The organism is Pseudarthrobacter sp. NPDC080039, from assembly GCF_040702335.1.
Taxonomy (GTDB): domain Bacteria; phylum Actinomycetota; class Actinomycetes; order Actinomycetales; family Micrococcaceae; genus Arthrobacter; species Arthrobacter enclensis_A.
The window spans coordinates 12,651-24,792 of the sequence record NZ_JBFBKY010000008.1 but is presented as its reverse complement, the minus strand read 5'-3'; the positions used below and the strand labels follow the sequence as shown (position 1 = coordinate 24,792).

Genomic DNA, 12,142 nt, shown 5'->3' with positions numbered 1-12,142 from the left:
GTCAGGACCCCGAAGACCTGCCGTGGACGGTGCCGCCCTTGCTTGGCTGGACGGGGCTGGTGTTGCCGTAGCTCCTGGAGCGGCGCGTGCCGTTGTCCTGCCGGGTGCCGTAGTCGTCATCATCGGAGCGGGCAGGGCCGGATTTGGGCGCCGTGCCCTGGGTGGTACTGTCCGCGGCGGGGGTTGTCCTGGCGATCACGGAAGGTGTGGCAGCGTACACGGCAGCTGCGGCCACACCGGCAGCCGCGAAGCTGCCGACACCAACGGCCGCCGTAATTCCGGTGGCAAGGCGCTTGCCCCTGCTGCGAGTATTCATGACCTGCTCCCGTTCCTGGCGGCCCTTCTTTCCTCCCATCGTGCACCTGCTTCCTGTGTAGATGCTTTAAGGAAGCTGTTGATCGGGAGGGTGCCCGGGAATGAGCTGCGGCCGGCCTACCAGAGCGAGGGCAGGCTGCCCACCAGGCGCTCGTACATGGCCAGGGCCGACCCGTCCGTGAGCGATGCCACCTGGTCGATGACCACGCGAAGGCGCGCACCGTCGTCGTCCGCCGCCCGCCAGTCCGCAGCGAACATCGGTTCCAGGTGCCGGTCCCCCGTGGCGCTGAGGGCGGTGACCAGGGCGTGGAGCACCTCGCGCTGGCGCTCGTAGATGGGCTGCCGGTGTTCGGTGGTCATGACGAAGGTGGTGGCCAGGCCCTTCATCACGGCGATTTCCATGACGGTCTCGTCGGGGACCATGAGTTCGGCGTTGTAGCGGGTGAGGTTTTCCGGCCCGTAGACGGCGCGGGTGGTCTCCAGCGCGCTCTGGCAGAACCGGCCGATCAGCTGGCTGGTCATGTTCTTCAGCGCCGCCATGGATCTGCGGCTGCCGTCCGCCTCGCGCACCCATACGTCCGTGGCCTCCAGCCGCGCCAGGGCGGCGTCGATGGCGGCGGGGTCATTGTGCGGCAGGTACCACTGTTTGGCGTAGCCCACCACGCGGGCGCGGTGGTCCGGGTTGTCCATCCAGCGCAGCTGGAAGTGGCCGGCGACGATCGCATCCTCCACGTCGTGCACCGAGTAGGAGATGTCGTCCGCCAGGTCCATCACCTGCGCTTCCAGGCACGTGCGGCGCTCCGGGGCACCTTCCCGGATCCAGTTGAAGATGGGCAGGTCGTCCTCATAGGCGCCAAATTTGCTGGTCCGCTGCCCGTGGATGACGGGCGCTTCCAGGGCTGACCAGGGATATTTCGACGCCGCGTCAAGGCTTGCGCGGGTGAGGTTCAGGCCGGCGGGGTGGCCGTCCGCCGTGAGTACCTTCGGCTCGAGCCGCGTGAGCAGGCGGAGGGTCTGGGCATTGCCTTCGAAGCCGCCAATGGCGTGCGCCACCTCGTTCAGGGCCGATTCGCCGTTGTGGCCGAAGGGCGGGTGGCCGAGGTCGTGGCTGAGGCAGGCCGTGTCCACCACATCCGGATCGCAGCCCAGGGCCCGGCCCAGTTCGCGGCCCACCTGGGCCACCTCAAGGCTGTGCGTGAGGCGGGTGCGGACAAAGTCGTCCGTGTCCGGTGCCACCACCTGCGTTTTGGCGCCCAGCCGGCGCAGGGCCGAGGAGTGCAGCACGCGGGCCCGGTCCCGTTCGAAGTCGGAGCGGTAGGTACTCTTGGGTGGCTCCTCCACCCAGCGGGCGGAGTCGTGGGTGTCGTAGCCGGGCAGCGCCAGGCCCGCGGTGGGGGTCCCGGCTCCGGAGGGCGTCGGCACGCGGGTTTCAGCCACCGGAAACGTCCAGTTCGGCAGCCGCGATGTCCCGGGACTGGTCATCGTTCAGTGCCCGGGAGTCCAGCCAGTCCTTGGGCAGCGCCGGCCTCTTGGGCGAGCCGGCACGGCCCCGGGGGCCCTCGGCGTCAACGCCCGGGTAGGGCGAGTCCAGGTCCAGCTCGGCAAGGGTGTCCCGGAGGACCTCAAGGCTGGTCACCAGGGCAAGCCTGGTGCGCAGTTCGCCGCCCACCACGTAGCCCTTGAAGTACCAGGCGATGTGCTTGCGGATCTCGCGCAGCGCCTTGCCTTCGTCGCCGAAGGTCTCCACCATGAGTTCCGCGTGGCGGTAGACGCCCTCAGCCACCTGTCGCAGGTTGGGCCGGTGCCTGACGTCGCTGCCTTCGAACGCGGCCTGCAGGTCGCCGAAGAGCCACGGCCGTCCCTGGCAGCCGCGGCCCACCACCACGCCGTCCACGCCGGTTTCGCGGACCATCCGGACGGCGTCCTCGGCGGACCAGATGTCGCCGTTGCCCAGCACGGGGATGTCCGGGAGCGCTTCGCGGAGCCTCGCGATGGCGGACCAGTCGGCCTTGCCCGAGTAGAACTGGGCGGCGGTGCGGCCGTGGAGGGCGACGGCGGCAACACCGGCGTCGCGGGCGATGCGGCCGGCGTCGAGGTACGTCAGGTGGTCATCGTCGATGCCCTTGCGCATCTTGATGGTCAGCGGGATGTTGCCTTTGGACGCCTCCCTGACGGCGGTCTGAACGATCGCGGTGAAGAGGTCGATCTTCCAGGGCAGGGCGGACCCGCCGCCGCGCCGGGTCACCTTGGGGACGGGGCAGCCGAAGTTGAGGTCGATGTGGTCGGCCCGGTCTTCCTCCACGAGCATCCGCACCGCGGCGCCGACGGTGCCCGGATCCACGCCGTACAGCTGCACGGAGCGGACCTTTTCGTCGTCGTCGTGGGAAATGATGCGGAGGGATTCGGGCGTCCGTTCCACCAGCGCGCGGGAGGTGACCATCTCCGCCACGTACATGCCGCCGCCGTATTCACGGCAGAGCCTGCGGAAGGCGGAGTTGGTGATGCCCGCCATGGGAGCCAGGATCACGGGGGTGTCCACCGTGATGGGTCCCAGCTTCAGGGGCGGGAGTTCCAGCTTGGGGGCGGGAGGAGTTGCTGCAACAGTCACCTGTCCATTGTTGCAAAGCCGGGCAAATCGGCTCCCTGCGAGTGCCAAAGGGCCTGTTCCGGGGTTTCCGGCGGTGCTGGCGTGGCGCGGGACTGCACACCAGCCAGGACCTTGAAGGAGACATGCCCATGCTGTCCGACACTTCGTATCCGGTAATCCAGGCGACCCTCCCCGTCGTCGGGGAAAACATCCAGGAAATTGCCTCCCGTTTCTACACGCACATGTTCCAGGAACATCCCGAACTGCTCAATGGCCTGTTCAACCGCGGCAACCAGGCCGACGGCCGGCAGCAGCAGGCCCTGGCCGGTTCCGTCGCCGCGTTTGCCGGCTTCCTGGTCAACGATCCCACCCACCTCCCCGACCACCTGCTGTCCCGGATTGCGCACAAGCACGTGTCCCTGGGTCTCAGTCCCGAGCAGTACCAGGTGGTGCACGACAACCTGATGTGGGCCATCGTCGATGTGCTCGGCGATGCGGTGACCCCGGAGGTGGCGGCTGCATGGGACGAGGTCTACTGGCTCATGGCCAATATGCTCATCAACAAGGAACGCGGGCTGTACGACGCCGTACGGCTCAGTCCCGAAACCGTATGGCGCACCTGGCGGGTGGCCGAGAAGATCCAGGAAACGGACGAGGTGGTGAGTTTCGTGGTGGAACGCACCGACGAGCGGGATGTAAAGCCCTCGCTTCCGGGACAGTACGTGACCCTCAAAATGCAGATGCCCGACGGCGTCGTGCAGCCACGCCAGTACAGCCTCACGCAGGCGGACGACGGGCAGCACCGGCGGTTCGCCGTCAAGCGCGTCCGGGCGGAGGGCACACCGGACGGCGAGATGTCCAACCTGTTGCACGACCACGTCAACGTGGGCGATGAGGTGACGCTGTCCGCCCCCTTCGGCGACGTTGTCCTTGAGTACACCGACCGGCCCGTGGTGCTGGCAAGTGCAGGCATCGGGATCACTCCGATGGCCGGCATGCTGTCCCACCTGGTGAAGTCCGGCTCTCAGCGGAAGGTCATGTTCCTGCACGCCGACGACTCCCCCGCCTCGTTCGCGCTGCGGAACCAGGTGGCTGCGGACCTGTCCGCGCTGCAGGACGGGTCCATCAATACCTGGTTCCTCAACCCGGACGGCACGGGATCGGCTGCGGCCGGAGGTGGCGGAAACGTGCATTCCGGATTCATGAACATCCACGACGTGGTTCTGCCCTCCGACGCCGAGTATTACCTGTGCGGACCAGTGCCCTTCATGCAGGCCGTCCGCACCGCCCTCGTCGGCGCGGGCGTACGGCCCAAAGACATTCAGTACGAGGTCTTCGGCCCGGATCTCTGGCTCGCGAACTACCAGTAGGTTGCCGGCCGTACCGGACGCGGGTCAGGCGCGGTCGGCCCGTCGGCCCCGCCTGGTGGCGGGCTGCTCGTCAAGGGGTTCGACGGCGGTGCGCCGGCTGCGTTCCTCAAGGGCCGCTGCGGCGAGCGCCCCGGTGTCCGCCACGTCCCCGGCGTGGACGTGGCCGTCGTCGTCGTTCTCTGCTGCCGTCGCCGGGACGTCCGCTGGCTTGATCCCTGTCGCCTTGACCACCAGCACGGCGATCAGGGTGGTGACCGGGATGGCGAGTACCAGCCCAATGGAACCTACGAGCGTCCGGATGACTTCCTCGGACAGTTCAGCGCTGGTGAGCGTGTCCATCAGGGGCCGGTCGTAGAGCATGACGATGATCAGGATGGGCAGCGAGGCGCCGGCGTAGGCGAACGCGATGGTGTACACGGTGGAGGCGATATGGTCGCGGCCGATTCGCATGGCGGAGGTGAAGAGCTTCCGGGCGCTGCTGGCGGGGGCGAGTTCGTAGAGCTCCCACACGGCCGATGATTGGGTGATGGTCACGTCGTTGAGGACGCCCAGGCCCGAGATGATGAGTCCGCAGAGAATCACCCCGGAAATGGAGATGTGGGACGACGTGTTGACCAGGGTGGCGGCATCGTGGCTGCCCACGCCGGCCAGGTTTGCCGCGTCCGTTGCCCACGCAGCGAGCAGGGCGGTGATGGAGAGTCCAAAGATGGTGCCCAGCAGCGCCGTGGACGTCCGCGCCGAGAACCCGTGGGCGAAATACAGCACCCCGATCATGATCACGGTGGACCCCACCAGGGCCAGCAACAGGGGCGGCTTGCCCTCCACCAGCCCCGGGAGCAGGAAGGCGGCCAGCACGAAGTACGCGCCCACCAGCCCGATCAGTGCGCGGAGCCCGCGCCACCTGGCCACCGCGATGACCACCACGGCGTAGAGCACCGCGAGCAGCACAATCGGCAGGGTGCGGACGAAATCCACGAAGACGTACGCCGGCGAGCCCTGGGACCCGGTGGCACCCTGGACGTTCGAGAGGTTGAGGTAGCGGATCTGGTCCCCGGGCTTCACGCCGTGCGAGGAGGCCACGTCCGGGTTGATCACCACCTTCACCGGGCTTCCGCCCTTGTCCGGGTCCGTGTAGGCGAAGGTACAGCCCGATCCCTGGCCCGGCGGCTGCTGCGTGGATCCCTGCTGGGTGGGGCCTTGCTGACCGGGACTTTGCTGGCCGGCGCCCTGGTCACTGGTGCCCTGCTGGCCGGAACTTTGCTGGCCGGCGCCCTCGATGCAGCTTCCGGTCACCACGCTCTGGATGGTGCCCGTGTCGAAGGTGACTCCCGGGGCTGTGGAGTAAGGGTTGGCCAGGGAAATCCCTTCCTTGCTTCCCGACGGCCACAGCGCGGCCATGCCGGCCAGGGTCAGCAGTGCGAGCGGAATGAGCACGGCGGCCAGGATGCGGTTCGCTTTCCTGCGGGCAGCCATCGCTTGCGGCGTCGGCTCCGAATGATCCAGGGAAGCGTGGGAGTGACCGGCGCCCATCAGGAGTACAACCTCATGCGTTGAACTCTACGTGGGGCGCCATAGGGTTTATAAATGGACCATTGGGATGGGGAGGAACCAGGCATGGACAACCGTGGCGGGTATGGGGCCGGCAACAGCGAAACATCGGACAGTGGCGTGGTGCGGGCCGGGACGGCATCCACGGTTCCTGCCCACCGGCCCGTGCTGAGTGTCCTCGAAGCATCCGGTGAGACCAGGGGCGTGGTCCTGGTCCTGCACGGCGGAAGGCCGCACAGCCACGACCCGGTTGAGGCCCGGCACCTCAGTCCGGCAAGGATGGTCCCGTTCGCCCGGCACCTGCACCGCGCCGGCGGGAAACAGGGGCTGGCGGTATGGTCCCTGCGCAACAGCGTGCGTGGCTGGAACGGGCCCGACATGTCCCCCCTCCAGGACGCACGGTGGGCGTTGCGGCAGATAGCCGAACGCCACCCCGACGTTCCGGTTTTCCTGCTGGGGCACTCCATGGGAGGCCTGACCGCCGTGTGCGCCGCCGACCACCCGCAGGTGCATGCCGTGGTGGCCCTTGCGCCCTGGCTGGACCCGCAGACTCCTGCCGAAAGGGTCGCCGGGAGGAAGGTCCTGATCATCCATGGCACCACGGACCAGATGACCAGTCCCACCCAGTCCCTGGCCTTTGCCCGCCGGGCGTCTGCCGACGCCGCCAGCATGCAGTACGTGGCCCTCAGCGGCGCGGGGCACTTCATGCTCCGCAAAATCCGCATCTGGCAGACCCTTGCCACCGGGTTCGTCATCAAGTCCTTCGCCGAAAGCACGGGCGCCGCCGTCCGGCCGTCCGCTGCCTTCACGCAGCTGCTGCCGGATGCCTCAGTCCAGGTCACCCTCTAGGGCGCTCCACGATGCCCTGGCGTCCCCCACCCAACGACCGCTTCTACCGGCTGATCGTCCGCACCGGACAGTTCCTCCGCTGGGCCCTGCGGCTGGACATCCGTGCCACGGGCCTGGAGCACCTGCCCCCAAGCGGATCCACCAGCGGCCCGTCCCGCCAGATGTCGCCAGGCAGCGGCGCGGTCTTTGCCGTCACCCACTTCGGCTACCTGGACTTTGCAGTGGTTGAGCTGCTCCTGTGGCGGCAGTCCCGTGCCCAGTTGCGCTTCCTGGTCCACCAGGGTGCGGCGGACCACTGGCTTGCAGGTCCCGCCATCAGCGCCAGCGGCCATGTGGTGGTGGGGTATGCGGACCGTTCCGACGCCTACGACTCCGCCGTGGCCAAACTGCGGGCCGGCGAGTACCTGGCGGTGTTCCCGGAAGCCGGCGTCAGCCGGAGCTTTACGGTCCGGGAATGCAGGACCGGCGCGGTCCGGATGGCCGCGGAAGCGGGCGTCCCGGTCATCCCGGTGTCCGTCTGGGGCGCCCACCGGATCATGACCCGAGGGCACGGTTTCTCGCTGGGGCGCGGCTGGCGGGCGCCTGTCCGCGTCCAGATTGACGGGCCGATGATGTTTGCCCCGGACGTCGATGCAGAGGGGGCCACGGAAGGACTGCGCAGCATTCTGCAGTCAGGAATCGACCGCTGCATCGCGGATTTTCCGCTGCAGCCCCGGCCCGGGGCATGGTGGATGCCTGCGCACCTCGGCGGCGCCGCTCCCACCGATGCCGAGCGGCAACTGCTGGACGCGGCGGACGCAGCCGCCGGCCGCCGTCGTGGTCCGCGCACGAGATAGCCCCAACGTCACCCGCTTTAAACCAGCCGGCGCCGCGTGCGTTCCGTCCGGAACAGCACGCGGCGCCGCGGCTCTGGGCGGAGTGATCCTAGTCCGAGACCACCAGGGTTTCCGTGCCCGCCAGCCGTGCCATGCCGCTTTCCAGGAGGGGCTCGACGGCGGCCCGCAGCGCGGTCATGGAATCGTCGAGTTCCAGCATGACGGGGTGCTGGTACGCGATCAGGGAGAGGATGTCGCGGACGGCCGCGGCGGCGTCGTCAGCGTCAAGCGCAGGCTCGTGGCCCACGAAGACATCCGTGGGGGTTTCAGGCCCGGCGCTCTCCGGACCCTGGGTGTGGGGTGCGGCGTCCGGATCTGCCGGCGGAGCGTAGCTGACGGCGAACGCACGGATGCGCCCCTTCTTGCCCGGCGCCACGCCCTGGCCAAACGCGGACCCTGGCTGGGCACGGAGCACGATGGCGCCATGGGCTCCGGTGAGTTCGTCCAGGAACAGCTTCTGCACCTGGCCCACGGACAACACCCCGGGAGAGTCCCAGCCGTGGATCGAGGTGTAGTAGCGGCCCACCACGTCGGTCAGCTCCACGGAGCCGGTGGCCAGGTCCATGACCACGTCCGAGCCGGCGTTTTCGCCGCTGACCGGCCGTCCGCCGTAGTCCTTGTCCGGGAACACCGGAAGCCGCAGGACGCCGGGCTCCACTACCACCAGGCGGGACCGCTGGATGGGCGTGAGACCGAAGGCTTCGGCGAACGCGGCACCGGCGGTGTCCGGCTCCACTTTGGCGCGGAGCTTCGTCACGCCCGACGGCGCGTTTTCCGCTTCGCGGCGCAGCATGGTCAGCAGGCTGGCCCCGATCCCGGTGCGGCGGTGGTCCTTGGCGACTTCGATGTAGGCCCAGAGGCGGTCCGGGTGCAGGGACGCTTCATAGACGACGCCGGCCGCGACCGGAATGCTGACGCCGTCGACGACGTCTTCGGCCACGATGCAGCGGCGCCACGGGTTGCCGTCCCGTCCGTTGGAGGAGACGGCCAGGGCACCGCGGAACTGTCCGGCCTGCGCGGTGTCCGGGTCGCCCCAGATTTCCAGGAGCGCCAGGTCGTCTCCGTCACGCCATTCGCGGTATTCGATGGCCATGCTCAGGCGCCGATCAGCCGTGCCGCCAGGTAGCCCTCCACCTTGTCCAGGGAGACGCGTTCCTGGCTCATGGTGTCCCGCTCGCGGATGGTGACGGCCTGGTCGTCGAGCGTGTCGAAGTCCACCGTGATGCAGAACGGGGTGCCAATCTCGTCCTGGCGGCGGTAGCGGCGGCCAATGGCGCCGGCATCGTCGAAATCGATGTTCCAGTTCTTCCGGAGCTGCGCGCCCAGGGCCTTGGCCTTCGGGGACAGGTCCTCGTTGCGGCTCAGCGGCAGCACTGCGGCCTTGACCGGGGCCAGGCGCGGGTCCAGCTTCAGCACGGTGCGCACGTCCACGCCGCCCTTGGCGTTGGGGGCCTCGTCCTCGGTGTAGGCGTCCACCAGGAACGCCATGAAGGAACGGGTCAGGCCGGCCGCGGGCTCGATCACGTACGGAATGTAGCGCTCGTTGGTGGCCTGGTTGAAGTAGCTCAGGTCCGTGCCGGATGCCTTGGCATGCGTGGAGAGGTCAAAGTCGGTGCGGTTGGCGATGCCTTCCAGCTCACCCCACTCGGAGCCCTGGAAACCGAAGCGGTACTCGATGTCCGTGGTGCCCTTGGAGTAGTGGCTCAGTTTCTCCTTGGGGTGCTCGAAGAAGCGGAGGTTCTCCTCGCGGATGCCCAGGCCCGTGTACCAGGCCATGCGCTCGTTCATCCAGTACTTGTGCCACTCTTCATCCGTGCCGGGCTCCACGAAGAACTCCATCTCCATCTGCTCGAACTCACGGGTTCGGAAGATGAAGTTGCCGGGGGTGATCTCGTTGCGGAAGGACTTGCCGATCTGGCCGATGCCGAACGGGGGCTTCTTCCGGGAGGTGGTGAGCACGTTGTTGAAGTTCACGAAGATGCCCTGCGCGGTTTCGGGGCGCAGGTAGTGCAGGCCTTCCTCGCTGGCCACCGGTCCCAGGTAGGTCTTGAGCAGGCCGGAGAACTCCTGCGGCTCGGTCCACTGGCCGCGGGTGCCGCAGTTGGCGCAGACGATGTCCTTCAGGCCGTTCTCCGCAGGGCGGCCCTTCTTCTCCTCGTACTCTTCCTCGAGGTGGTCCGCGCGGTAGCGCTTGTGGCAGGACAGGCACTCCACCAGGGGGTCGGAGAAGACCTCCACGTGGCCGGAGGCTTCCCATACCTGGCGGGGCAGGATGACGGAGGAGTCCAGGCCCACTACGTCCTCGCGGCCGCGGACCATGGACTGCCACCACTGGCGCTTGATGTTTTCCTTCAGCTCGGCGCCCAGGGGGCCGTAGTCCCAGGCAGACCGCGAGCCTCCGTAGATCTCACCGGCCTGGAATACGAAGCCCCTCCGCTTGGAGAGGGAAATGACCTGGTCGAGGACGGATTTTGCTGCCATGGGATAACTCCAATTTCTACAGGGCCGCTGGGTGCGGTCCGCGGGTTGTCGGGCCCCGGCTGCCGAGTGCCGAGGCACAGTGGGCAACGCGACGGGGCGGATGAAGGAAGCGGTTGAAGGAAGACGTGGAAAGCTCGAGTCCTAGCGTACCGGCCGCTGCCTGCGCAGCGCGCCCCGCGGCCAGGGCAGGGTTGCCAGGATGATGGCGGCGAGGGTCAGCAGGGTCCCCAGCACGGTGGCCGGAGCGACGACGGTCCCGGGGGTGGGCAGCGCCAGGTCCAGGGCCAGCGAGCCCAGCAGCTGGCCCGCGATCATGCCCAGCCCGGTGACCAGCACGCCGAGGCTGCGGACCAGGAGGGCGCCCAAACCAATGAAGACGCAGCCCATGGGACCGCCCAGGTAGTACCACCACTCCCCCGGCAGCGGGTTGGCCGGGCCGGCTACCGCCAGCTTCACGGCCAGCGCCGTCCACAGCACGATGCAGCCGGCCACGAAGTTGACCAGCGTGGCGGCGATCGGGGTGCCGTAGTGCACGGTGGCGGTGCCGTTCATGGCCTGCTGGAAACTCATGAGGAAGCCCGCCGCCACCGGCAGCAGGATAGGCAGCAGCAGTCCTGCCGCGTCCCATGAGGCTCCGCCGCCGAACCGGGGTGACACTGCCCAGGCAACCGCGGCGATGGTGAGGATGCAGCCGATGATCCGGATGCCGGTCACGGATTTCTTCCCGGCCGGCCCGATCCCCATCCGATCCACCAGCAGGCCGCTCACTGTCTGCCCCGTGACGGTGGCGACCGTGAAAAGTGCCACGCCGAGGATGCCCACCGTGAAGGACTGGGCAAACACGAACAGCGCACCGATGGCGCCGGCCACCACGTAGATGCGGGGAAAAGCGCGGTTCCGGACAGCCGGAAGGATGGCGGCCAGGCCGGCCCGGCCCCGCGGCAGCGCCAGCGAGATCACGATCATGACCAGCAGGCCTGTGCTGAAACTCACGGCCGCCGCGGCGATTCCATCGTTGAGCCGGGCCCCCAACGCCCCGTTGATGCGGCCCTGGACGGGGATGGCGAGGCCGGAACCCACGGCCAGGGGCAGGCCTGCAAGTACCGGCAGGCGTGGAGGGGAGGTCATTGGATCAAGCTTAGTTCAGGCATCATTGCTCTATGAGCAACCCCATTGACGACGTCCCCATCCGCGACAGCATGATCCGGCTGGGCCAGCTGCTGAAGCTCGCCAACCTGGTGGAGGACGGCGTGGAGGCGGCGGAGCTCATCAGGAACGGTCTGGTCAACGTCAACGGCGAAATCGACGACCGCCGCGGCCGCCAGCTGCATAACGGGGACACCGTCACCGTTAACGGCCAGACCGTCCGGGTCGTGGCACCCACGGCTGACTAGCCGCGGCTGCCGGCGTTCCGCCGTCAAACCTCCGTGCCGCCGTCGTACTCCTACTTGTTCAGCACCTCGTGGGTGAGGAACTCCCCCACGTGTCCGATCTCCTGCTGGTTGATGCCGTGCCACATGCCGGTGTAGAGCACTTTGGTGAGCTTGACGTGCCTGCGCACCCAGCCCATGGTGAACTCGATCTTGTCCTGGGTGATCACCGGATCCTGCTGGTCCCGGCCCCAGAACATGGGCACCGTGCCGTCCAGTTCGTCGTCCCTGAAGGTAGGGTCGCCGGCGGCGTCCACCACGAAACCTGAAAGTCCGACGACGGCGGCGAAGTCCGTGGGCCGCTGGCGGAGGAGCGTGGTGGCCATGGCCATGCCCATGGAGAAACCGAGCAGGGTCACCGACGGGTGGCCCACGCGGATGGTGTCGATCCAGTCGAGCACATAGGCGGACGCTTTCTTGACCCGGTCCAAGGAGTATTCGATGGAGGCCGTGAGCGGGAACCAGGTGAAGCCGGGGCCCATGGCGATGGGCGCCCGGAGCGAAGCGACGGCGAAGTCCCCGGGCAGCAGGTCAGCCAGGCTGAGCAGGTCCTGCTCGTTGGCACCGTAGCCGTGGAGCAGTACCAGCAGCGGCTTTCCAGCGCGCTGGTCTTCCGGATGGGACCACAGGACAACGGGGGCAGGAAATACTTCGGCGTCAGTCATGGTTTCCATTCATACCAGTTAC

12 protein-coding genes are annotated in these 12,142 nt (G+C 67.9%); 4 read left to right on the top strand and 8 right to left on the bottom strand.

Annotation, left to right across the window (positions count from 1 at the left end; all coding sequences use genetic code 11):
- Position 1: 1 nt before the first annotated feature.
- From AB0313_RS11140 to dusB, 3 genes are all read right to left on the bottom strand, one after another.
- Positions 2 to 316 carry a hypothetical protein gene (locus tag AB0313_RS11140; protein ID WP_141940709.1) on the bottom strand — a complete coding sequence of 105 codons (315 nt, stop codon included), beginning with the start codon at positions 314 to 316 and terminating at the stop codon, positions 2 to 4.
- A gap of 116 nt (positions 317 to 432) precedes the next feature.
- Positions 433 to 1,698, bottom strand: a complete 1,266-nt coding sequence (locus AB0313_RS11135) for a deoxyguanosinetriphosphate triphosphohydrolase (RefSeq protein ID WP_366305683.1) — start codon at positions 1,696 to 1,698, stop codon at positions 433 to 435.
- 46 nt (positions 1,699 to 1,744) lie between these two features.
- Positions 1,745 to 2,923 carry a tRNA dihydrouridine synthase DusB gene (gene dusB, locus AB0313_RS11130; RefSeq protein ID WP_141940708.1) on the bottom strand — a complete coding sequence of 393 codons (1,179 nt, stop codon included), beginning with the start codon at positions 2,921 to 2,923 and terminating at the stop codon, positions 1,745 to 1,747.
- Positions 2,924 to 3,051: 128 nt separating this feature from the next.
- Here dusB and AB0313_RS11125 point away from each other — a divergent pair, with 128 nt between their 5' ends.
- Complete coding sequence (locus tag AB0313_RS11125; RefSeq protein ID WP_366305545.1) at positions 3,052 to 4,272, top strand: globin domain-containing protein; 1,221 nt, start codon at positions 3,052 to 3,054, stop codon at positions 4,270 to 4,272.
- 24 nt (positions 4,273 to 4,296) lie between these two features.
- On the opposite strand, the gene AB0313_RS11120 is transcribed toward AB0313_RS11125, so the two are convergent.
- Complete coding sequence (locus tag AB0313_RS11120; protein WP_366305543.1) at positions 4,297 to 5,802, bottom strand: YibE/F family protein; 1,506 nt, start codon at positions 5,800 to 5,802, stop codon at positions 4,297 to 4,299.
- 54 nt (positions 5,803 to 5,856) lie between these two features.
- Between AB0313_RS11120 and AB0313_RS11115 the strand changes: the two genes are divergently transcribed.
- Together AB0313_RS11115 and AB0313_RS11110 are read left to right on the top strand one after the other, a co-directional pair.
- Entirely contained in the window at positions 5,857 to 6,669 is an 813-nt protein-coding gene (locus tag AB0313_RS11115; protein WP_307303499.1) for an alpha/beta fold hydrolase, read from the top strand.
- A gap of 11 nt (positions 6,670 to 6,680) precedes the next feature.
- On the top strand, positions 6,681 to 7,505 hold the full coding sequence (locus AB0313_RS11110; protein ID WP_307303497.1) for a lysophospholipid acyltransferase family protein: 825 nt from the start codon (positions 6,681 to 6,683) through the stop codon (positions 7,503 to 7,505).
- A gap of 88 nt (positions 7,506 to 7,593) precedes the next feature.
- Here the strand turns inward: AB0313_RS11110 and AB0313_RS11105 are convergent, their stop codons facing one another.
- The 3 genes from AB0313_RS11105 to AB0313_RS11095 form a co-directional block, all read right to left on the bottom strand.
- A complete protein-coding gene (locus AB0313_RS11105; protein WP_366305541.1) occupies positions 7,594 to 8,637 on the bottom strand; it encodes a GNAT family N-acetyltransferase in 1,044 nt (347 codons plus the stop codon).
- A gap of 2 nt (positions 8,638 to 8,639) precedes the next feature.
- Positions 8,640 to 10,025 carry a glycine--tRNA ligase gene (locus tag AB0313_RS11100; RefSeq protein WP_366305539.1) on the bottom strand — a complete coding sequence of 462 codons (1,386 nt, stop codon included), beginning with the start codon at positions 10,023 to 10,025 and terminating at the stop codon, positions 8,640 to 8,642.
- A 141-nt stretch (positions 10,026 to 10,166) separates the two neighbouring features.
- Complete coding sequence (locus AB0313_RS11095) at positions 10,167 to 11,153, bottom strand: DMT family transporter (protein WP_366305537.1); 987 nt, start codon at positions 11,151 to 11,153, stop codon at positions 10,167 to 10,169.
- A 32-nt stretch (positions 11,154 to 11,185) separates the two neighbouring features.
- On the opposite strand from AB0313_RS11095, the gene AB0313_RS11090 reads away from it, so the two are divergent.
- Positions 11,186 to 11,419 carry an RNA-binding S4 domain-containing protein gene (locus tag AB0313_RS11090; RefSeq protein ID WP_366305535.1) on the top strand — a complete coding sequence of 78 codons (234 nt, stop codon included), beginning with the start codon at positions 11,186 to 11,188 and terminating at the stop codon, positions 11,417 to 11,419.
- A 50-nt stretch (positions 11,420 to 11,469) separates the two neighbouring features.
- On the opposite strand, the gene AB0313_RS11085 is transcribed toward AB0313_RS11090, so the two are convergent.
- Entirely contained in the window at positions 11,470 to 12,120 is a 651-nt protein-coding gene (locus AB0313_RS11085) for an alpha/beta fold hydrolase (RefSeq protein ID WP_141940700.1), read from the bottom strand.
- Between the last annotated feature and the right edge of the window lie 22 nt (positions 12,121 to 12,142).

What these genes read in the sequence shown, in the direction of transcription:
- AB0313_RS11140 (WP_141940709.1), bottom strand. Translation starts at nt 316, where the DNA reads ATGAATACTCGCAGCAGGGGCAAGCGCCTTGCCACCGGAATTACGGCG.
- AB0313_RS11125 (WP_366305545.1), top strand. Translation starts at nt 3,052, where the DNA reads ATGCTGTCCGACACTTCGTATCCGGTAATCCAGGCGACCCTCCCCGTC.
- AB0313_RS11120 (WP_366305543.1), bottom strand. Translation starts at nt 5,802, where the DNA reads ATGGGCGCCGGTCACTCCCACGCTTCCCTGGATCATTCGGAGCCGACG.
- AB0313_RS11115 (WP_307303499.1), top strand. Translation starts at nt 5,857, where the DNA reads ATGGACCATTGGGATGGGGAGGAACCAGGCATGGACAACCGTGGCGGG.
- AB0313_RS11110 (WP_307303497.1), top strand. Translation starts at nt 6,681, where the DNA reads ATGCCCTGGCGTCCCCCACCCAACGACCGCTTCTACCGGCTGATCGTC.
- AB0313_RS11105 (WP_366305541.1), bottom strand. Translation starts at nt 8,637, where the DNA reads ATGGCCATCGAATACCGCGAATGGCGTGACGGAGACGACCTGGCGCTC.
- AB0313_RS11100 (WP_366305539.1), bottom strand. Translation starts at nt 10,025, where the DNA reads ATGGCAGCAAAATCCGTCCTCGACCAGGTCATTTCCCTCTCCAAGCGG.
- AB0313_RS11095 (WP_366305537.1), bottom strand. Translation starts at nt 11,153, where the DNA reads ATGACCTCCCCTCCACGCCTGCCGGTACTTGCAGGCCTGCCCCTGGCC.
- AB0313_RS11090 (WP_366305535.1), top strand. Translation starts at nt 11,186, where the DNA reads ATGAGCAACCCCATTGACGACGTCCCCATCCGCGACAGCATGATCCGG.
- AB0313_RS11085 (WP_141940700.1), bottom strand. Translation starts at nt 12,120, where the DNA reads ATGACTGACGCCGAAGTATTTCCTGCCCCCGTTGTCCTGTGGTCCCAT.